General features: G+C 72.8%; 21 protein-coding genes and 1 pseudogene. 9 read left to right on the plus strand and 13 right to left on the minus strand.

The window, feature by feature from the left end:
* Positions 1-166: 166 nt before the first annotated feature.
* Together phoU and ACZ597_RS26945 are read left to right on the plus strand one after the other, a co-directional pair.
* Complete coding sequence (phoU, locus tag ACZ597_RS26940; RefSeq protein ID WP_007265512.1) at positions 167-844, plus strand: phosphate signaling complex protein PhoU; 678 nt, start codon at positions 167-169, stop codon at positions 842-844.
* 108 nt (positions 845-952) lie between these two features.
* A complete protein-coding gene (locus tag ACZ597_RS26945; protein ID WP_165365008.1) occupies positions 953-1,102 on the plus strand; it encodes a hypothetical protein in 150 nt (49 codons plus the stop codon).
* 88 nt (positions 1,103-1,190) lie between these two features.
* Here the strand turns inward: ACZ597_RS26945 and ACZ597_RS26950 are convergent, their stop codons facing one another.
* On the minus strand, positions 1,191-1,949 hold the full coding sequence (locus ACZ597_RS26950) for a phosphoglyceromutase (protein ID WP_125813820.1): 759 nt from the start codon (positions 1,947-1,949) through the stop codon (positions 1,191-1,193).
* A 138-nt stretch (positions 1,950-2,087) separates the two neighbouring features.
* Here ACZ597_RS26950 and ACZ597_RS26955 point away from each other — a divergent pair, with 138 nt between their 5' ends.
* On the plus strand, positions 2,088-3,359 hold the full coding sequence (locus ACZ597_RS26955) for an MDR family MFS transporter (protein ID WP_471335035.1): 1,272 nt from the start codon (positions 2,088-2,090) through the stop codon (positions 3,357-3,359).
* Between the two features lie 48 nt (positions 3,360-3,407).
* Here ACZ597_RS26955 and ACZ597_RS26960 read toward each other — a convergent pair whose 3' ends face one another.
* Together ACZ597_RS26960 and mshA are read right to left on the minus strand one after the other, a co-directional pair.
* Positions 3,408-3,893: a type III secretion system chaperone family protein gene (locus tag ACZ597_RS26960; protein WP_471335037.1), complete on the minus strand. Its 486-nt coding sequence runs from the start codon at positions 3,891-3,893 to the stop codon at positions 3,408-3,410.
* A complete protein-coding gene (gene mshA, locus ACZ597_RS26965; protein ID WP_471335040.1) occupies positions 3,886-5,268 on the minus strand; it encodes a D-inositol-3-phosphate glycosyltransferase in 1,383 nt (460 codons plus the stop codon). Before mshA ends, ACZ597_RS26960 begins: the two co-directional genes overlap by 8 nt.
* A gap of 222 nt (positions 5,269-5,490) precedes the next feature.
* Between mshA and ACZ597_RS26970 the strand changes: the two genes are divergently transcribed.
* The 3 genes from ACZ597_RS26970 to ACZ597_RS26980 all read left to right on the plus strand — a co-directional run bounded on the left by ACZ597_RS26970 (position 5,491) and on the right by ACZ597_RS26980 (position 9,197).
* Positions 5,491-6,303: a class I SAM-dependent methyltransferase gene (locus ACZ597_RS26970; RefSeq protein WP_471335043.1), complete on the plus strand. Its 813-nt coding sequence runs from the start codon at positions 5,491-5,493 to the stop codon at positions 6,301-6,303.
* A gap of 233 nt (positions 6,304-6,536) precedes the next feature.
* Entirely contained in the window at positions 6,537-7,649 is a 1,113-nt protein-coding gene (locus ACZ597_RS26975; RefSeq protein ID WP_471335046.1) for a C40 family peptidase, read from the plus strand.
* Between the two features lie 279 nt (positions 7,650-7,928).
* The gene (locus tag ACZ597_RS26980; RefSeq protein WP_471335048.1) at positions 7,929-9,197 is read left to right on the plus strand and encodes a PP2C family protein-serine/threonine phosphatase; all 1,269 of its coding nucleotides are present in this window, start codon (positions 7,929-7,931) and stop codon (positions 9,195-9,197) included.
* An 11-nt stretch (positions 9,198-9,208) separates the two neighbouring features.
* Here ACZ597_RS26980 and ACZ597_RS26985 read toward each other — a convergent pair whose 3' ends face one another.
* The 3 genes from ACZ597_RS26985 to ACZ597_RS26995 all read right to left on the minus strand — a co-directional run bounded on the left by ACZ597_RS26985 (position 9,209) and on the right by ACZ597_RS26995 (position 10,688).
* On the minus strand, positions 9,209-9,547 hold the full coding sequence (locus ACZ597_RS26985) for a DUF2516 family protein (protein ID WP_405979508.1): 339 nt from the start codon (positions 9,545-9,547) through the stop codon (positions 9,209-9,211).
* A 116-nt stretch (positions 9,548-9,663) separates the two neighbouring features.
* Positions 9,664-10,221: a hypothetical protein gene (locus tag ACZ597_RS26990; RefSeq protein ID WP_471335051.1), complete on the minus strand. Its 558-nt coding sequence runs from the start codon at positions 10,219-10,221 to the stop codon at positions 9,664-9,666.
* Positions 10,222-10,244: 23 nt separating this feature from the next.
* A complete protein-coding gene (locus tag ACZ597_RS26995) occupies positions 10,245-10,688 on the minus strand; it encodes a helix-turn-helix domain-containing protein (RefSeq protein WP_471335054.1) in 444 nt (147 codons plus the stop codon).
* Positions 10,689-10,771: 83 nt separating this feature from the next.
* Here ACZ597_RS26995 and ACZ597_RS27000 point away from each other — a divergent pair.
* Together ACZ597_RS27000 and ACZ597_RS27005 are read left to right on the plus strand one after the other, a co-directional pair.
* A pseudogene (locus ACZ597_RS27000) lies at positions 10,772-10,966 on the plus strand (imine reductase family protein); the annotation flags it as partial.
* Between the two features lie 21 nt (positions 10,967-10,987).
* Complete coding sequence (locus tag ACZ597_RS27005) at positions 10,988-11,455, plus strand: DoxX family protein (RefSeq protein WP_471335195.1); 468 nt, start codon at positions 10,988-10,990, stop codon at positions 11,453-11,455.
* Between the two features lie 30 nt (positions 11,456-11,485).
* On the opposite strand, the gene ACZ597_RS27010 is transcribed toward ACZ597_RS27005, so the two are convergent.
* From ACZ597_RS27010 to ACZ597_RS27025, 4 genes are all read right to left on the minus strand, one after another.
* Positions 11,486-12,394, minus strand: coding sequence for a sigma-70 family RNA polymerase sigma factor (locus ACZ597_RS27010; protein WP_471335198.1), 909 nt, complete (start codon positions 12,392-12,394; stop codon positions 11,486-11,488).
* A 63-nt stretch (positions 12,395-12,457) separates the two neighbouring features.
* Positions 12,458-13,270, minus strand: a complete 813-nt coding sequence (locus tag ACZ597_RS27015) for a putative protein N(5)-glutamine methyltransferase (RefSeq protein WP_471335055.1) — start codon at positions 13,268-13,270, stop codon at positions 12,458-12,460.
* Between the two features lie 88 nt (positions 13,271-13,358).
* On the minus strand, positions 13,359-14,603 hold the full coding sequence (locus tag ACZ597_RS27020) for a GNAT family N-acetyltransferase (protein WP_471335058.1): 1,245 nt from the start codon (positions 14,601-14,603) through the stop codon (positions 13,359-13,361).
* 68 nt (positions 14,604-14,671) lie between these two features.
* A complete protein-coding gene (locus ACZ597_RS27025) occupies positions 14,672-15,259 on the minus strand; it encodes an RsiG family protein (RefSeq protein WP_471335060.1) in 588 nt (195 codons plus the stop codon).
* 132 nt (positions 15,260-15,391) lie between these two features.
* Here ACZ597_RS27025 and dtd point away from each other — a divergent pair, with 132 nt between their 5' ends.
* Entirely contained in the window at positions 15,392-15,817 is a 426-nt protein-coding gene (dtd, locus tag ACZ597_RS27030) for a D-aminoacyl-tRNA deacylase (protein ID WP_471335063.1), read from the plus strand.
* A 14-nt stretch (positions 15,818-15,831) separates the two neighbouring features.
* Here dtd and ygfZ read toward each other — a convergent pair whose 3' ends face one another.
* From ygfZ to ACZ597_RS27045, 3 genes are all read right to left on the minus strand, one after another.
* On the minus strand, positions 15,832-16,800 hold the full coding sequence (gene ygfZ, locus ACZ597_RS27035) for a CAF17-like 4Fe-4S cluster assembly/insertion protein YgfZ (RefSeq protein WP_471335066.1): 969 nt from the start codon (positions 16,798-16,800) through the stop codon (positions 15,832-15,834).
* Positions 16,801-16,820: 20 nt separating this feature from the next.
* Positions 16,821-17,261 carry a Fur family transcriptional regulator gene (locus ACZ597_RS27040; protein ID WP_471335069.1) on the minus strand — a complete coding sequence of 147 codons (441 nt, stop codon included), beginning with the start codon at positions 17,259-17,261 and terminating at the stop codon, positions 16,821-16,823.
* An 85-nt stretch (positions 17,262-17,346) separates the two neighbouring features.
* Positions 17,347-17,919: a heme-binding beta-barrel domain-containing protein gene (locus ACZ597_RS27045; RefSeq protein ID WP_471335071.1), complete on the minus strand. Its 573-nt coding sequence runs from the start codon at positions 17,917-17,919 to the stop codon at positions 17,347-17,349.
* Between the last annotated feature and the right edge of the window lie 3 nt (positions 17,920-17,922).

Raw genomic sequence — 17,922 nt, forward strand, 5'->3', positions numbered from 1 at the left:
TCGTCGCCCAGAGTTCACCCTGACGACGGGGTTGATTCATTTGCGGTGCCGGAGTCGGACGCGTTGGCGACCGAACGTGTAAACGTGGGGCCGAACACCCCGCACGAGCAGTAGCGAGCAGACAAGCAGTAGTGAGCAGTAGGCAAGCAGGCCGGAGAGGGACACCATGCGCGACGCGTACCACGAGGAACTGGACTCGATCGGAGAGAGCCTGGTCGAGATGGCCCGGCTCGTCGGTTCCGCGATCGGTCGGGCGACGACCTCCATGCTGGACGCCGACCTGAAGCTCGCGGAGAGCGTCATCGCCGCGGACCAGAAGGTGGACGACCTCCAGCACGACCTGGAGGCGCGCGCCATCGCCCTGCTGGCCCGGCAGCAGCCGGTAGCCACCGACCTGCGCATCGTCGTCACGTCGCTGCGCATGAGCGCCGACCTGGAGCGCTCCGGCGACCTGGCGCAGCACGTGGCGAAGCTGGCCCGGCTGCGCTTCCCGGACACGGCGGTCCCGCGCGACCTGCACGCGACGATCCTGGAGATGGGGCAGCTGGCGCAGCGCCTGATGGCGAAGGCGGCCGAGGTCATCATCACGAAGGACGTGGACCTGGCGCTCCAGCTGGAGCAGGACGACGACGAGATGGACCAGCTGCACCGCACGCTGTTCCAGCACCTGATGGACGACCGCTGGAAGCACGGCATCGAGACGGCCGTCGACGTGACGCTGCTGGGCCGCTACTACGAGCGGTTCGCCGACCACGCGGTGTCGGTGGCGAAGCGCGTGGTGTACCTGGTGACGGGCGAGCACGCGGACGAGCTGCAGCAGCCGACGCAGGTCGAGGGCGTCTGAGCCCCTTCGCGCGGCACGCCCCAATGCGCCGTTGACGCGCCGGTGTGGCTGGGCATGAATGAGGCGAAGGCACCACGACTTCCCGTACGCCGCCTGCGAGGAGGCACCATGCCCGAAACCCCTGTCCCCATCACGCCGGAACAGGAGCAGCCGCCCCGCCCGGAGCCGCTGCGCCTCCCGCTGCTCGCGGCCTGCGGCTGCGGCTCGGGCTGCGGCTGCGGCTGCCAGTCCGGCGCCCCGTGCCAGTGCGGCGGCTGACCCGCCCACGACACCGAGAGGGCCCCGTCCACCGCGGACGGGGCCCTCTGGCGTCCGTACACGGGGTACGGCTGCGGGGTACGGCTGGCTACTTCTTGCCCTGGTTCTTGACGGCCTCGATGGCGGCCGCGGCGGCGGTCGGGTCGAGGTAGGTGCCGCCCGGGTTGAGGGGCTTGAAGTCGGCGTCGAGCTCGTAGGAGAGCGGGATGCCGGTGGGGATGTTCAGGCCCGCGATGTCGGCGTCGGAGATGCCGTCCAGGTGCTTGACCAGGGCGCGGAGGCTGTTGCCGTGGGCGGCGACGAGGACGGTGCGGCCGTCGAGGAGGTCCGGGACGATCGCGTCGTACCAGTACGGCAGCATGCGGACGACGACGTCCTTGAGGCACTCGGTGCGCGGGCGCAGCTCCGGCGGGATCGAGGCGTAGCGCGGGTCCTCGGACTGGGAGAACTCGGTGCCGTCCTCGAGGGCGGGCGGCGGGGTGTCGTAGGAGCGGCGCCACAGCATGAACTGCTCCTCGCCGAACTCGGCGAGCGTCTGGGCCTTGTCCTTGCCCTGGAGGGCGCCGTAGTGGCGCTCGTTCAGGCGCCACGAGCGGTGCACGGGGATCCAGTGGCGGTCGGCGGCCTCCAGCGCGAGCTGGGAGGTGCGGATCGCGCGCTTCTGGAGCGAGGTGTGCACGACGTCGGGGAGCAGGCCGGCGTCCTTGAGCAGCTCACCGCCGCGGACCGCCTCCTTCTCGCCCTTCTCGTTGAGGTTGACGTCCACCCAGCCGGTGAACAGGTTCTTCGCGTTCCATTCGCTCTCGCCGTGGCGGAGGAGGATCAGCTTGTACGGTGCGTCGGCCATGCGTACGAGCCTAGTGGACGCCGCAGGGCGCCTGCGCGCCCCCGATTGACGGCCGGCGTCAATCCAGTGGACGGCGGCGGGCCCCGTTCGTAATGTGCCTGGAGATCCAGTGGTACTTACATCATCGGGGGAATCCGCATGTCCGCTGCCAGTCTGAGACGGGCTGCCCGGGAGAGCGTCTCGGGTCTGCCGCGCGCGTTCTGGTGGCTGTGGGCCAGCACGCTGGTGAACCGGCTCGGGGCTTTCGTCGCGACGTTCATGACCTTGTACCTGACCCTGGACCGGGGCTACTCGGCCTCCTTCGCGGGTCTCGTGGTCGCCCTGCACGGCCTGGGCGGGGTGGTGTCCTCGCTGGTGGCGGGCGTGATGACGGACCGGCTGGGGCGGCGGCCGACGATGCTGGCGGCGAACGTGTCGACGGCGCTGTCGGTGGCGCTGCTGGGGTTCATGGAGCATCCGGCGGCGATCGCGGCGGTGGCGGGGCTGGTGGGCACGGCGTCGAACGCCTCGCGCCCGGCGGTCTCCGCGATGATGGCGGACATCGTCCCGCCGGAGGACCGGGTGCGGGCCTTCGCGCTGAACTACTGGGCGATCAACCTGGGCTTCGGGATCAGCTCGGTGGTGGCGGGCGTGGTGGCGGAGTACAGCTACCTGGCGGGCTTCCTGGGCGAGGCGGCGCTGACGCTGGTGTGCGCGCTGCTGGTGTACGCGAAGCTGCCGGAGTCGCGGCCGGTGAAGGAGGGGACGGAGAAGGGGGCGGAGCCGGAGATCGGGCTGGGGACCGTACTGCGGGACGGGCGGTTCATGGCGGTGGTCGGGCTGTCGTTCCTGATCTCGCTGATCTTCACGCAGGGTTCGGTGGGCCTGCCGGTGGCGATGGGCCGGGCGGGCTTCTCGCCCGGGGACTACGGGCTGGTCGTGGCGGCGAACGGGCTGCTGATCGTGGTGCTCCAGATCCCGGTGACGCGGTTCATCGAGCACCGCGACCCGCGCCGGCTGCTGGTGATCTCCGCGCTGCTGGCGGGCTACGGCTTCGCGATGACGGCCTTCGCGGGGTCGCTGTGGGCGTACGCGCTGACGGTGTGCCTGTGGACGCTGGCGGAGATCGTGAACTCGCCGACGCAGATGGGGCTGGTGGTGCGGCTGTCGCCGGTGCACGGGCGTGGGCGGTACCAGGGGATGTACACGATGTCGTGGGCGGTGGCGGCGCTGGTGGCTCCGCTGATGGCCGGGTTCGTGATCGACCGGTACGGGGCGGGGTGGCTGTGGGCGGCCACCGGTGTCCTCGGGACGGTGGCGGCGGCGGGGTACTGGCTGCTGATGCGGAGCCTCCCGGATGGGGCGGGGGCTGTGGGCGCGCCCGTGGCGGCGGCGAAGCCGGCCCCGGACGCGGTCCCGGCCGAGGCCTAGCAGGCCGGGGGGCCGGTGCCGCCGCGCGGGGCCGGACGGCCCAGCGGATCAGCTGGGCCGGGTCAGGTGCTTGAAGGCGTCCAGGTTGCGGGTCGATTCGCCGCGGGAGACGCGCCATTCGTACTCGCGCCGGATCGCGCTCGCGAAGCCGAGTTCCAGCAGGGTGTTGAAGGCGCCGTCCGCCGCCTCCAGGACCGTGCCGAGGAGGCGGTCCAGGTCTTCGGGGGTGATGACCGACAGCGGGAGCCGGGCCGTGAGGTAGACGTCGCCGAGCGGGTCCACCGCGTACGCCATCCCGTACAGCTTGAGGTTGCGTTCCAGCAGCCAGCGGTGGACGCCGGCCTCGTTCTCGTCGGGGTGGCGGATGACGAAGGCGTTGACCGACAGGGAGTGCCGGCCGATCCGCAGGGCGCAGGTGGTGCTCAGCTTGCGGGTGCCGGGGAGCTGGACGACGTACGTGCCCGGTTCGGGGCTCTCCCAGCTCAGCTCGGCGCCGGCCAGCGTGGACTCGATGATCGCGGCGGTGTCAGCCATGGTGGGAGCGTACGCGACGGCGATGATCATGCATGGCCGCGGTGTACACGTCGGCGGTGCCGCTGGCGGCGGTGTCCCAGCCGAAGAACTGCGCGTGCCGCGCGGCCTCGGCGCCCATCCGGTCCGTGAGGCCGGGGTCGTCGACGAAGCGGCGCAGCTCGCGGGCGTAGTCCACCGGGTCGTGGCCGGGTACGAGGATCCCGGTGACCCCGTCGTTGACGGCGACCGGCAGCCCGCCGACCTCCGCCGCGAGGACCGGCGTGCCGGTGGCCTGGGCCTCGATGGCGACGAGCCCGAAGGACTCGCTGTACGACGGCATGACCAGTACGGACGCGGCCCGGAACCAGTCGGCGAGACCGTCCTGGGCCACCGGCGGGTGGAAGTGGACGAGGTCGGCGATGCCGAGCTTCGCGGCGAGCTTCTGCAGCCCCTCCGGCTTGGCGAGGCCGCTGCCGCTGGGGCCGCCGACGACGGGGACGAAGAGGCGGCGGCGCAGCGAGGGGTCGCGGTCGACGAGCTCGGCGACGGCGCGGAGCAGGATGTCGGGGGCCTTCAGGGGCTGGATGCGCCCGGCGAAGAGCGGTATCACGGCGTCCTGCGGCAGGCCGAGGCGGGCGCGGGCGGCGGCGCGGCCGTCGCCGGTGGTGAAGCGGTCGAGGTTGACGCCGGGGTGGACGACGGCGACCTTGCCGGGGTCGGCGTCGTAGTGGCGTACGAGTTCCTCGGCCTCTTCGGCGGTGTTGGCGATGAGCCGGTCGGCGGCGGCGACGATCTGGGTCTCGCCGATGACGCGGGCGGCGGGCTCGGGGGTGTCGCCCTCGGCGAGCGCGGCGTTCTTGACCTTGGCCATGGTGTGCATGGCGTGGACGAGCGGGACGCCCCAGCGTTCGGCGGCGAGCCAGCCGACGTGACCGGAGAGCCAGTAGTGGGAGTGGACGAGGTCGTAGTGGCCGGGGCGGTGGCGGGCCCAGGCCTGCATGACGCCGTGGGTGAAGGCGCAGAGCTGGGCGGGCAGCTCTTCCTTGGCGAGGCCTTCGTAGGGGCCGGCGTCGACGTGCCGTACGAGGACCCCGGGTGCGAGCTCGACGACGGGCGGCAGGCCGCCGGTGGTGGCGCGGGTGAAGACCTCGACCTCTATGTTGATCGCGGCGAGGCGCTTGGCGAGCTCGACGATGTAGACGTTCATGCCGCCGGCGTCGCCGGTGCCGGGCTGGTGCAGCGGTGAGGTGTGCACGCTGAGCATGGCCACGCGGCGGGGCTTGCGGTGGTGGCCGACGGCCGGGAGGCGCAGGCGGGGGGCGTCGGGGCGGGCGCCGCGGGCGGCGGCGATGCGGCCGCTGATGCTGCCGCCGAGACGGGACACGTACTGGCTCAAGGGAGCAGTTCCTCTCGCTCGGACGACGGTCGACGGTCCTCTGCGACCCGCTCTGGCGGGCGGGTCGGCAGCACCGGTGGGGCGGCATGGCTGCGGGAGCGCGGTCGGCGCCCTGCAAGGAGTGCAACCCGGATGGCGGTCCGCCGCATTCCGGGAGCCCGGAAGTTCCTGCTCGTTTTCCGGATTTTTATCTTGGCCTCGCCCTCCGCTTACGCTCGGCGCATGGTCTCCCGCAGCACTCCGCCGTCCCCGAAGCGCCCCGTGGGCACCGTGACACGGGGGACGACGAACCCGAACCGGCTGCGCCGCATGGACCGCTGGATCGCCGCCGCGCACGGGGCGGCGCTGCGCCGGGCGGACGCGCCGGTGGCGGTGGACCTGGGGTACGGGGCGGCGCCGTGGACGGCGGTGGAGCTGCTGGCGCGGTTGCGGGAGGCGGCTCCGGGAGTGCGGGTGGTCGGCATCGAGATCGAACCGGCGCGGGTGGCGGGGGCGAAGCCGTACGAGCGGGAGGGGCTGAGTTTCCGGCACGGCGGCTTCGAGGTGCCGCTGGACGGCGGGGAGCGTCCGGCGCTGATCCGTGCGGCGAACGTGCTGCGGCAGTACGACGAGGAGCAGGTCGCGGAGGTGTGGCAGCGGCTGTGCGACCGGCTGGCGCCGGGCGGCCTGCTGGTGGAGGGGACCTGCGACGAGATCGGCCGGCGGCACGTGTGGGTGGCACTGGGGCCGGAGGGGCCGCGGACGGTGACGTTCGCGACGCGGCTGGGTTCGCTGGAGCGGCCGTCGGACCTGGCGGAGCGGCTGCCGAAGGCACTGATCCACCGGAACGTGCCGGGTGAGCCGGTGTACGCGTTCCTGCGCGACTTCGACCGGGCGTGGGCGGCGGCGGCTCCGTACGCCTCGTACGGGGCGCGGCAGCGGTGGATCCGGACGGCGCGGGCGCTGGCCGGGGACTGGCCGCTGGCGGACGGTCCGGTGCGGTGGCGGCAGGGGGAACTGACGGTGCGGTGGGAGGCGTTGCGCCCGGCGGGGTGAACCTCGCGCGGTGGGGAACCGGCGTCGGGGGCGGCCCGTTGAGTCGGCTGGGACGGTCGGGGTGTGGCCGGTCATGATCGGGGAGCCATCCGGAGGGTGTCGGAATTCACCGAGTCGTGGCACCATCCCGGTGACAGTGCCAAGTTACTGATGAATAGTCAGATCTGATGTCCGGTGCGGTTTGCCTGTCTTGCCCGGGGACGTCGGTCTGACCCGGGGTGCCTGGGGGAGCCATGGGGACCGTGAAGCGAGCGTCGTCGCGTCGGCAGGGAGCATCCGCTCTCACACTGCTGTGCGCCATGGCGATACTGGCGGCCCCGGGGCTCGCGGGCACCGCGTACGCCGCCCCGGGCGCACCCTCGGCACCCTCGGCCCCCGCCGCGCCGGCGGCTCCCGCGCCCGAGCCGGGCACCAAGTCCCTGGAGCAGGTCCGCAAGGAGATAGAGGACCTCTACCGGCAGGCCGGCAGCGCGACGGACGCCTACAACCTCGCGGAGGGCGAGACGAAGGCGCAGTCCGAGCGGATCGTGCAGATCGCCAACCTGGTGGTGGCCGGCCAGGACCGGATCTCCTCCCTGAAGGACCGCGCGGGCGCCGCCGCCCGCGCCCAGTACCGATCGGGCGGCCTGCCGCCGGGTGCGCGGCTGGCGTTGAGCGACAGCCCGTCCGAATACCTGGACGGGACGGGCCGGTTGCGGCAGGGCGAGAAGGCCACCACGGACCTGCTGTCCGAACTGAACCGCACGCAGACGGACTTGGAGCGGTACGCCAAGGAAGCGGGCGCGCTCTGGCAGAAGATGGAGGACAACAGGGCCAAGAAGGAAGCCGCCAAGAAGGAGATCGAGGAGAAGATCAAGACGGCGGAGGCCCTGGAGAACAGGCTGGAGGCCGAGGAGAAGGCCCGGCTGATCCAGCTGGAGCAGGAAGCGCAGTACAAGGCGCAGACGGCGTGGCTGTCGTCGGGCGCGATGAAGGACGTCAAGGGCGCCGCGACGGACGCGGGCAAGCGGGCCGTGCAGTGGGCCACGGCGCAGATGGGGAAGCCGTACGTCTGGGGCGCGACGGGCCCGGACTCGTTCGACTGCTCCGGACTGACCTCGCAGGCCTGGCTGGCGGCGGGGCGGGGGATCCCCCGCACCTCGCAGGAGCAGCTGCGGCTGCTGCCGAAGGTGGCGGTGAAGGACATGCGGCCCGGGGACCTCATCATCTACTTCGACGACGCGAGCCACGTCGGCATGTACGTCGGCGACGGAGCGATGGTCCACGCCCCGCGTCCGGGCCGCACGGTGACGATGGCGGGCGCGGGCTCGATGCCGATCAAGGCGGTGGTCCGCCCCGACGCGTGAGCCCTGGCCGGGCGGTGACGCGACCCGGGGCCCCGACGGCCCCGGGAACCCCGCCCGGGCCTGGGCCGGCACGGCACGCCACGGGATCGCGGAGCGCAGGGGTCACGGAGCGCAGGGGTCACGGAGCGCAGGGGTCTCGGTGGGCGGGACGTCGGCTGGGCGGCCCGTGACGTTGGTCATTCCGGCGGCGCGGTTTTCCCCCGCGATAAGGGCATATGACGGCGGCCCTCCCCCGGCTCCCATTCCGCTCGCCCGTACCCGCCCGCTAGGGTCTGCCGCATGAGCGCACCTTCGGGGGGAGGCAAGGAACCGGAGACGATGCCCGTACCCGTACCGCGGCAGCGGGACACCCCGGCCACGGACAGCGGCGGCCCCGCACCGCAGGCGGCGTCGCTGACGCTGCTGGTGGTGGAGGACGACCCCGCGGGCGGCCTCACCGTCCCCGAGATCCTCGACGCCGACGGCCACCGGATCCGGATCCGCAGCGCCCGCAACCTCACCGAGGCCGCGCGGCTGCTCACCCCCGACGTGCACTGCGTACTCCTCGACCTGGCCCTGCCCGGCCCCGACGAGGACGGCCTCGGCGTCCTGCGCGAGGTCCTCCGCATCGCCCCGCGCCACGCCGTGCTCGTCCTCACCGGCGAGGCCGACGCCGACCGCGCCGCCGAGGCCGTACGCGTGGGCGCCCAGGACTTCCTCTACCGCGACGAGCTCGACGGCCGACTGCTGAGCCGCGCCATCCGCTACGCCGTGGAGAGAAAGCGGGCGGACATCGCCCAGTACAAGCTTGCAGAATCGAAACTTCGCGCCCAGGAGAACGCCCGCCTGGAGCGCGGCCTGCTGCCCACTCCCCTCCTGGACGGCTCCGACCTCCGCTTCGCCGCCCGCTACCGCCCCGGCCGCAGCCGGGCCCTGCTCGGCGGCGACTTCTACGACACCGTCCGCACCCCCGACGGCACCGTCCACGCCATGATCGGCGACGTCTGCGGGCACGGCCCCGACGAGGCGGCCCTCGGCGTCGAGCTGCGGATCGCATGGCGCGCCCTGACCCTGGCCGGGCTGTGCGGGGACGACCTGCTCGCCACCCTCCAGGAGGTCCTGGAGGTGGAGCGGCCCTGCGAGGAGATCTTCGCGACGCTGTGCACGGTCGACATCTCCCCGGACGGCCGGCGCGCGGGCCTGTGCCTGGCCGGGCATCCGGCCCCGCTGATATCCCGGCCCGGCGGGCCCGCGCGGCTGCTCCCGTACGAGAACAGCGGCCCGGCGCTCGGACTGCTCCCCCGGGCCCGCTGGCCCCGCCGCCAGGTCGACCTGGGCGGCACCTGGAGCCTGATGCTCTACACCGACGGCCTCATCGAGGGCCGGATCGGCGACGGCCGCGAGCGCCTCGGGCAGGACGGCATGGTCGAGATGATCAACCGCCACATCGAGCGCGGCCTGAGCGGCGAGGCGCTGCTGGAGGCGGCCGTCACCGAGGCCCGCCGCCTCAACGGGGGCGAGCTCACCGACGACGTCGCCGTGGTGCTGCTCTCCCGCGCGGCGGGTTAGGAGCCATCGGCTCAGCGGCCGCCGTTGTACGGGCCGTAGGGGCCGTCGCTGCTGCTGCCGCCGCGGCGCGGGCCGCCGCCCGAGACCTGCTTGAGGGCGGGGCGCACGTCGACGAAGAACACGATGCTCGCGACCAGGCCCGCGATCTGCAGGAACAGCATCCCGAGGAAGAAGTCCACGAGGACGGTCACCCCGAGGATGACCAGCCAGAAGGTCTTCGTCTGCTTGTCGGCGGCCCGGTACGCGTCCTCGCGCGCCAGCAGCGCGAGCACGAAGGCCACGACGGCGAGCGCCAGCATGGCGTAGCCCAGCAACGGGAGCACCCCGTTATCGAACCCCTGCATCAGCATCGTCTCGACCGCCTTCTCGCATCCGGCACCACTGACTCCACGCTACCGCCGGAGCCGCCTTCCCAAACGACAACGAACCGGGCACCCTCCGGGTGCCCGGCCCGGAATCGGGTCGTTCAGGCCTCTTCGCCGGGCGCGGCGGCGGCCTTCTTGGCCGCGGTGCGGCGCGCGGCGGGCTTCTTCGCGGCGGCCTTCTCCTCGCCCGCGCCCTCCGCGGGGGCGTCCGCCCCGGCCTCGGCCTGGGCGGGCTCCGGCGCCGGCTCCGGCTCCACGGCCCCGGCGATGTCGACGATCTCCTCGGCGACCTCGCCGCGCCAGGCCCGTACGGTCTGCTCGCCGTGCTCGGCGACCTTGTCGTAGGTCTCCTTGGCCCGGACGGCGTACTCCGCGGCCACGCCGACGCCGCGCAGCGCGAGGTCCTGGGCGGTCTCGCCGAGCTTCTTCGGGTCGATCGAGCCGAAGACCTCGGTGACCTTGGCGGTGACGGCCTCCTGCACGGCCTTCGGGTCGGTGTTCTTCACGGCCTCGATGCGCGCGGGGGCCTCGGCGCGCAGCTGCTCGATGAGCGCGGGCACCTTCCTGGCCTGCTGGACGGCGAGGTCGGCCGTGCCGGCGGCGAAGTAGAGGGGGGTGGGGTCGGTGAGGGTCTTCTTCAGGTCATCGGCGATGGCCATGTGCGGGTCCTCCCGGATCACAGTCAGTTCGTTGGGGGCATCGCGGCGTCGCCGCCGGCGTTCTCGCCGCTCTCGCTGCTCTCGCTGCTCTCGCTGCTCTCGCCGGAAGCCTCTTCGGCCTCCAGCGCGTTCTCCCTGCGGAACGCGTCGTAGATCTGGAGCAGCACCTGCTTCTGCCGCTCGTTGATCGACGGGTCGGAGAGGATGACGGCCCGCGTCTCCACCTCGTCCCGGTCCCGCTCGTCGAGGATCCCGGCCTGCACGTACAGCGTCTCCGCGGAGATCCGCAGCGCCTTGGCCAGCTGCTGGAGGATGTCCGCGCTCGGCTTGCGCAGCCCGCGCTCGATCTGGCTCAGGTACGGGTTCGACACCCCCGCCGCGTCGGCCAGCTGCCGCAGCGAGAGCTGGGCCTGCCGCCGCTGCTCGCGGAGGTATTCGCCGAGGTTTCCGACGTTGAGCGATGCCATGACCCGATCCTGCCGCACCGTGCTAACTATTGCAAGCGCTTGCTAGCAATAACTCCCACACCCGCCTCCGGGAGGACATCGGCGACAGCGGCAGCTACTCCGGCCGGCTCAACCCGCTGACCTCGGGGGCCTCGTCCATGGCCCACATCATCCACGCCTCCGAGGCGCACGGCATCGACGCGGCCCTGATGCGCGCGACCGAGGGCCTGGCGCAGCGGGCCATCGCCCACGGCCACGGCGGCGACGGCTTCTTCCGCGTCGCCGAGCTCCTCGGCCGGACGGCCGTGCGCGCAAAGGGCGTGACACCCCCCGCACCACCCCCGGCGGACCGCCGGAAAAGAAAATCCGGCGGGCTGTCACATCCGCGCGGCGCGGCGGGTCAAAGGGATGTCGCAGCAAGCGAGACCGCCCCGAAGGAGCCCCCGATGTCCACCACCGCCACCGTCTTCACCGTCATCGCCGCCGTCCTCGCCGTCTACTCCGCCGTCTCGCTCTACACCCGCTCGAAGTACACCGTCGAGCCGCTGGTCCAGTACGGCGTCCCGCAGAGCTGGTGGAACCTGCTCGCCACGGCCAAGCTCGCCGGCGGCCTCGGCCTCCTCGCCGGGTTCGTCGTCCCCGCCATCGGGATCGCCGCCGGCATCGGCCTGGTGCTGTACTTCATCGGCGCCGTCATCACCACGCTGCGGGCCCGCGACTACGCCCACGTCGTCTTCCCGGTGATCTACTCCGCGCCGATGGCCGTCGCCCTCGCCCTGACCGTCTGACGGCCGGGGCGGGGCGGCGGCCCCGTCGCCTCAGCCCTCCAGCACCGACAGGTCCAGCTGCTTGAGCCGGGCCAGGTCGGACAGCACGTCGATCGCCACGATCTTCCCGCCGACGACCGTGAAGGCCATGACCGCGACCGCGTTCGCCTTCGGTACGACGACCACCCCGGCCGCGCCGTTGATGAGGGCCGGGCGTACGAACGGCGTGAGTGCCCGGTAGCTCGCCGCCTGGCTCGCCACCTCCCGCGCACCGGTGAAGACCACCGTCTGCCGGCCGCCCACGCCCCCGTCGGAACGCAGCACCACTTCCGGGTCGAGCACCGCGACCAGCGCCTCGAACTCCCCGTCCCGCGCGGCGGCGAAGAACGCGTCCACCGCCTCCCGCTGACGGGCGAGGTCCGCGTCGGGCGCCGGGGCCTGCCCCTGCACCTTGCGGCGCGCGCGGCTGGCGAGCTGCCGGGTCGTCGCGGCGGACTTCTCGATCAGCGGCGCGATCTCGTCGAACGGCACCGCGAACATGTCGTGCAGGACGAACGCCAGCCGCTCCGCCGGAGCCAGCGACTCCATCACCACCATCAGCGCCAGCCCCACCGAGTCGGCGAGCAGCACCTCCTGCTCGGGGTCGATCCGCCGCATGGGGCTGATGAGCGGGTCCGGGACCCTCGTCTCCAGCCGCTCGACCGGGTCCTCGCGCCGCGCCTCGCGCGAGCGCAGCAGGTTGAGGCAGATCCGCGAGACCACCGTCGTCAGCCAGCCGCCGAGGTTCTCGACCTCGCTCACGTCGGCGCGGTCCAGCCGGAGCCAGGCCTCCTGGACGGCGTCGTCGGCCTCGCTGAGCGAGCCGAGCATCCGGTAGGAGACCGCCCTCAGATGGCTGCGGTGCTCCTCGAACCGCTCCGTCAGCGAAGACCCGCCGGCCTCGCCCACGGCCTCGCCCACGGCCTCGCCCACGGCCTCGTTCACGGCCTCGTTCACGTCCACGTCCGCCCCTCCCCTTCCTCGTCAGGCAGCCGGAGCCGGCGCCCGTCCGATGACCACCGTCGCGTACAGCTCCTCCGAGATGACCGCCCGCACCACGAGACCGCCCCCGGTCAGCGCCGACGCCGTCAGCGGCGCCTGCCTGGCGCTCGTCTCGATCAGCAGGTGCCCGCCCGGCGCGAGCCACTCCAGCGCCTCCGCCGCGACCCGGCGGTGCACGTCCAGGCCGTCCGAGCCCCCGTCGAGGGAGACCAGCGGCTCGTGGTCGCGGGCCTCGGGCGGCATCAGCCCGATCTCCCCCGTCGGCACGTACGGGGCGTTGACCACCAGCACGTCCACCCGCCCCCGCAGCTCCGCCGGGAGCGCCGCGTACAGGTCGCCCTCCCACACCGCGCCGCCGTACGGGGCCACGTTGCGCCGCGCGTACGCCAGCGCCGCAGGGTCGATGTCCGCCGCGTGCAGCTCGACACCGCCCGGGACCTGGGCCGCGACCGCCGCGCCGAGGGCGCCGACGCCGCAGCACAGGTCCAGCACCACCGCACCGGGGCGGGCCAGTTCCACCGCCTCCTGGACCAGGAACTCGGTGCGCCTGCGCGGTACGAACGCCCCCGCGCCCACCTCCACGCGCAGCCCGCAGAACTCCGCCCAGCCGACGACGTGTTCCAGCGGTTCGCCGTCCACCCGGCGGGCGACCATGCCCGCCAGGTGCCCGTCGTCGGTGGCGGCCGCGACCAGCAGGTCGGCCTCCTCCTCGGCGAAGACGCAGCCGGCGGCGCGCAGCCGTTCCACAATCGATGTCACGTACTCAGTCCTCTTGGTTCTGCACAGCACCGGCATCCGAGGATCCCGGTGGCGACGATAGGCCTCCGACGGCCGTCGGACCCGGCCGGACGGCCGGGTCCGTCATGTCCCCCCCGTCCGCGTCTCAGAAGACGTCCGGGCACCACGGCCGGCGCGCGGTACGGAACACCGCGTCGGCCAGCGCGACGGCCCCCGGCTCCAGCTCGGCGACCCGCCCCAGCGCGGCCAGCCGCACCGCCGACGCGTCGCCCAGGTACAGGGAGCCCAGCGCGGACACGTCCAGCCGCACACCGGCCGGCTCCTCGGTACGCGCACACGTCCCGGCGCCCGCGTCCAGCCGGTAGCGGCCGCCCGCCGGGCCGTTGGGGTCGTCGACGTCCAGCACGAGCACCCCGGGCACCTCGTACGTCCGCGCGCCCAGCGCCCGGACGACGTCCAGCACGCGCACCCACAGGAAGTCGGCGGCCGACACCGGCCGGGCCGCCCGCGCGTCGGGCAGCAGCTCCGGCAGCAGGTCGTCGGGGGCGCGGTTGCCGCTGCGGACCTTCAGCACCCAGTCGATGGAGCACAGGAAGTGCCACAGAGCCCGCTCGGCCTGCGGGGTGGCCGCGAGGAGGTCGACGACCTGGACGGTGTTCAGCGGCGTCTTCGCGTCCGTCCAGTGGTCGTCGGCCTGGTACACCGCCAGCCCCGCCACCTCGCCGGCCGCGTCCCGGTACACGGCCTGCATCTTCTCCCGGTACGGGCGGTGCGACATCTGCTCCAGGCCCGTCTTCAGGCTCCACCAGCGCGCGTCGCGGTCGACCATGCCGTGGCGGGAGGCCCGCAGCCGCTCGTGCAGGGCCGGGCCCACGCGCCGCACCTCGGCGGCGTCGACCAGGTCGATCCGGCCGCCCTCGACCGGCGCCGGGCGGCTGCGGTCCAGGCCGGTACGGGCGACGTCGACCTCCCACTCGGCGTGCACGGTCGCGGGGCCGTAGCCGTAGCGCCCGTAGATCGGGTACTCGGCGGCGATCAGGGTCGACAGGACGTCACCACGCGCGTGGGCGGCGGCCAGTTCGGCCTCCATCATGCGCGTCAGCAGGCCCTGGCGGCGGTGGGTGGGCAGCACGGCCACGTTGGAGATCGCACTGCTCCCGACGGCGGCGCCGCCGGGTACGGTCAGTTCCTGGGCGAAGGACCGGAAGGTGGCGACGCACCGGCCGGTCTCCTTGTCGAAGGCCCCTTGCAGGCGGGCGAGATCGCTGTTCGCGGCGCGCTGGGCGACATCGGATTCCGTCGGGGTCGCAGGTGTCAGGAAGCCCGCGTTCAGGGTGCTGAGCCAGGCTTGGTGTTCGGATGCGGCGATCGACCGCACGTCAGCGCTCATAACCGGCCACGCTAACCGCCGCGCCCGGTACCGGTCGCCCCAATTTCCGCGGCCCGAGCCGCCCTCGCCTACGCCAGCAGGTCGTCCACCTGCGCCTCGCCCTCGCGGTAGCGACGGGTGATCTCCGCGCTGGAGTCGTCGGCCGTCCGCTGGAGCTGCTGGCGGCGCCGGGAGACCTGCTGCTCGTAGCGGACCAGCCGGCCCATCGCGTCGTGCAGCTCGCCGTCGGTGCGCGCCTCCAGGTCGGACAGCTCCACGTCGGACAGCATCTCCGCCGCCAGCAGCCGGTACTCCTCGTTGTGCGGGGTGCCGAGCGTGACGTGCCGGGCGGAGGCACTGCGGGTCGACGGGGCGTCGGCGAGGATCTCCGAGAGCCGGTCCACCACCGGCGCCTCGGTGTCCGTACGGCGGGCCAGCTCGGCCCGCAGGATGTCGATGCGGCCCTGCAGGAGTCTGCGCACGTAGCTCAGGTCGGCCTCGTCGCGCTGTGCGTCGCGCCGCATCGCGCGCAGCTCGGGCAGGCCGAGGGCGGTGGCGGGGGTGGTCGGCCCCAGCGGCTCGCCGGTGCGCTGCGCGGGAGGCCGTCCCGTGGTGCCCGCGGGGGTGTCCGCAGTGGGTGACGCGGGTGCAGGTGCGGAGGTACCAGAAGTGTTCATGACGTTGTATCCGTCCCCTCGACCGGTGCTGGGGGCACCGCCTGCGTGCATCGTGCCACTCTCCGTGGTGCGTACGCAGTCCCAGTCCACCCGATCGGCCCCGGACGGGTGCAAGGCTGGTACACAGGTGGTATGCGAGCAGTGGTGCAGAGGGTGGACGGCGCGAGCGTCGTGGTCGGCGGCGAGACGGTCGGCGAGATCGTCGGCGAGGGGTTGTGCGTGCTGGTGGGGGTGACCCACGACGACACCCCGGAGAAGGCGGCGGTGCTGGCGCGCAAGCTGTGGTCCGTACGGATCCTGGAGGCGGAGAAGTCCTGCAGCGACGTGGACGCGCCGCTGCTGGTGATCTCGCAGTTCACGCTGTACGGGGACGCCCGCAAGGGCCGTCGCCCCACGTGGAACGCGGCCGCGCCCGGGCCGGTGGCCGAGCCACTGGTCGACGAGGTCGTGGCGCAGCTCCGGGCGCTGGGCGCGACGGTGGCGACGGGCCGGTTCGGCGCGGACATGCGGGTCTCGCTGACGAACCACGGCCCGTTCACCGTCGTCATCGACGTGTAGCGGACGCGCGGCGGTCAGGGCGCTACGACGACCTCCTGCGCGGCGGCCGTGTTCCCGGCCAGCAGCGGGGCGTCGACCGGGACGTTCCGCTTGACCAGGGCGAGTGCGATCGGGCCGAGCTCGTGGTGGCGCACGGCGGTGGTGACGAAGCCGAGCTGGCGTCCGTCCTCCCCGTCCGCGGCGAGGCGTACGGGCGTCCCGTGCGCCGGGAGCAGCACCTCGGAGCCGTCCAGGTGCAGGAAGACCAGGCGGCGCGGGGGCTTCCCCAGGTTGTGGACGCGGGCCACCGTCTCCTGGCCGCGGTAGCAGCCCTTCTGGAGGTGCACGGCGGTGCCGATCCAGCCGAGCTCGTGCGGGATGGTGCGGTGGTCGGTCTCCGCGCCGACGCGCGGGCGGTGGGCCTCGACGCGCAGGGCCTCGTAGGCGAGGAGCCCGGCGGCGGGGCCGTGGGAGGCGGCGAAGGCCTCCAGGTCGGCGCGGGGCAGGAAGACGTCCCGGCCGTGCGCGGTCTCGCGTACGACGTGCTCCTTGGCGACCTCGGTGATGGAGCCGGCCGGGAGGTGGACGACGGCGAAGTCGGCGGTGCGGTCGGCGACTTCGACGCGGTAGAAGAACTTCATCGACTCCAGGTAGCCGAGGAGCGCCTCCTGGGTGCCGGGCTCGACGTGTGCCCAGACCGTCTCGCCGTCGTCGACGAGGTAGAGGGCGTGCTCGATGTGCCCGTTGGCGGAGAGGATCAGCGCCTCGGTGGCCTGCCCGGCGGGGAGGTCGCTGACGTGCTGGGTGAGCAGCAGGTGCAGCCAGCTCAGCCGGTCCGCGCCGGTGACGGTGACGACCCCGCGGTGGGAGAGGTCGACGAAGCCGCGGCCGTCGGCGAGGGCGCGCTGTTCGCCGTAGAGCTCTCCGTAGTGGGCGGCTACGCCCTCGTCACGGCCTTCGGCCGCTACGGCGCCGGGGAGATGGAGCAAGGGGCTGCTGGTCATGCCACCAGCCTACGACCCCGCTACGCGGAGCCCTCCTGGCGCTCGGCCGCCGCGCACTTCTTGCACAGTCCGAAGATCGCGAAGTGCTTCATGTCGGTCTCGAACCCGAAGGTGGCGCGGAGCTTCGCCGTGAACTCGTCGGCGATGTCCACGTCCGCCTCGATGACGCCGGTGCATGCGCGGCAGACGAGGTGGATGTGGTGGTGCCGGTCGGCGAGGTGGTAGGTGGGGGCTCCGTGCCCGAGGTGGGCGTGGGAGACCAGGCCGAGCTCCTCCAGGAGCTCCAGGGTCCGGTAGACGGTGGAGATGTTCACGCCGGAGGCCGTCTTGCGGACCTCCACGAGGATCTCGTCGGGGCTGGCGTGCTCCAGGGCGTCTACCGCTTCGAGCACGAGCTGGCGCTGCGGTGTCAGCCGGTAGCCGCGCTGCCGCAGATCGCTCTTCCAGTCGGTGGTCACCACCCGGCCAGTGTAAGCGCGGAAAGGGGACCGCGGTCAGCCCGCGGTCCCCTTTCGGCGATGCCCGTGCCCTGGGGGCCCGGCCGGCTCAGCGGAAGAAGGCGATGCCGTCTTCCGGGAGCTCCGGGAGGTTGCGCGCCATGTCGGCGATCTCCTCCGGGGTGACGACCTTCTTGAGCTGGGCCGACATGTACGGGCGCAGCTCGACGTCGGGGGTGGCCTTCTCGCCGACCCACATGAGGTCGCTCTTCACGTAGCCGTAGAGGCGCTTGCCGCCGCTGTACGGGCCGGACGCGGCCGTACGCGCGACCGCGTCGGTGACCAGGTCGATCTGGGGCTTCTGGTCGGCGAGCTCGCCGTACCAGACCTCGACGACGCCCTGGTCGCGCACCATGACGATCTCGACCTTGCGGTCCTTGTCGATGCGCCAGTAGCCCGACTCGGACTCCAGGGGGCGCACCTTCTCGCCCTCGGCGTCGAGCACCCAGGTGTGGGAGGTGTACTCCAGGAAGTCCCGGCCGTCGTGGCTGAAGACGACTTCCTGGCCGAAGTTGCACTTCTCCCCGCCGGGGAAGTCGAACACGCCGGCACCTTCCCAGGTGCCGAGGAGGAAGGCGAGGGGGACGAGGCCCGGGTTCAGGTCGGACGGGATCTGGATCATGGT

Source organism: Streptomyces sp. NPDC040718, assembly GCF_055593565.1.

Excerpts from the sequence above, each read along its gene's own strand:
- phoU (WP_007265512.1), top strand. The coding sequence starts at position 167 with ATGCGCGACGCGTACCACGAGGAACTGGACTCGATCGGAGAGAGCCTG.
- ACZ597_RS26945 (WP_165365008.1), top strand. The coding sequence starts at position 953 with ATGCCCGAAACCCCTGTCCCCATCACGCCGGAACAGGAGCAGCCGCCC.
- ACZ597_RS26950 (WP_125813820.1), bottom strand. The coding sequence starts at position 1,949 with ATGGCCGACGCACCGTACAAGCTGATCCTCCTCCGCCACGGCGAGAGC.
- ACZ597_RS26955 (WP_471335035.1), top strand. The coding sequence starts at position 2,088 with ATGTCCGCTGCCAGTCTGAGACGGGCTGCCCGGGAGAGCGTCTCGGGT.
- ACZ597_RS26960 (WP_471335037.1), bottom strand. The coding sequence starts at position 3,893 with ATGGCTGACACCGCCGCGATCATCGAGTCCACGCTGGCCGGCGCCGAG.
- ACZ597_RS26970 (WP_471335043.1), top strand. The coding sequence starts at position 5,491 with ATGGTCTCCCGCAGCACTCCGCCGTCCCCGAAGCGCCCCGTGGGCACC.
- ACZ597_RS26975 (WP_471335046.1), top strand. The coding sequence starts at position 6,537 with ATGGGGACCGTGAAGCGAGCGTCGTCGCGTCGGCAGGGAGCATCCGCT.
- ACZ597_RS26980 (WP_471335048.1), top strand. The coding sequence starts at position 7,929 with ATGAGCGCACCTTCGGGGGGAGGCAAGGAACCGGAGACGATGCCCGTA.
- ACZ597_RS26985 (WP_405979508.1), bottom strand. The coding sequence starts at position 9,547 with ATGCTGATGCAGGGGTTCGATAACGGGGTGCTCCCGTTGCTGGGCTAC.
- ACZ597_RS26990 (WP_471335051.1), bottom strand. The coding sequence starts at position 10,221 with ATGGCCATCGCCGATGACCTGAAGAAGACCCTCACCGACCCCACCCCC.
- ACZ597_RS26995 (WP_471335054.1), bottom strand. The coding sequence starts at position 10,688 with ATGGCATCGCTCAACGTCGGAAACCTCGGCGAATACCTCCGCGAGCAG.
- ACZ597_RS27015 (WP_471335055.1), bottom strand. The coding sequence starts at position 13,270 with ATGCCGGTGCTGTGCAGAACCAAGAGGACTGAGTACGTGACATCGATT.
- ACZ597_RS27020 (WP_471335058.1), bottom strand. The coding sequence starts at position 14,603 with ATGAGCGCTGACGTGCGGTCGATCGCCGCATCCGAACACCAAGCCTGG.
- ACZ597_RS27025 (WP_471335060.1), bottom strand. The coding sequence starts at position 15,259 with ATGAACACTTCTGGTACCTCCGCACCTGCACCCGCGTCACCCACTGCG.
- dtd (WP_471335063.1), top strand. The coding sequence starts at position 15,392 with ATGCGAGCAGTGGTGCAGAGGGTGGACGGCGCGAGCGTCGTGGTCGGC.
- ygfZ (WP_471335066.1), bottom strand. The coding sequence starts at position 16,800 with ATGACCAGCAGCCCCTTGCTCCATCTCCCCGGCGCCGTAGCGGCCGAA.
- ACZ597_RS27045 (WP_471335071.1), bottom strand. The coding sequence starts at position 17,919 with ATGATCCAGATCCCGTCCGACCTGAACCCGGGCCTCGTCCCCCTCGCC.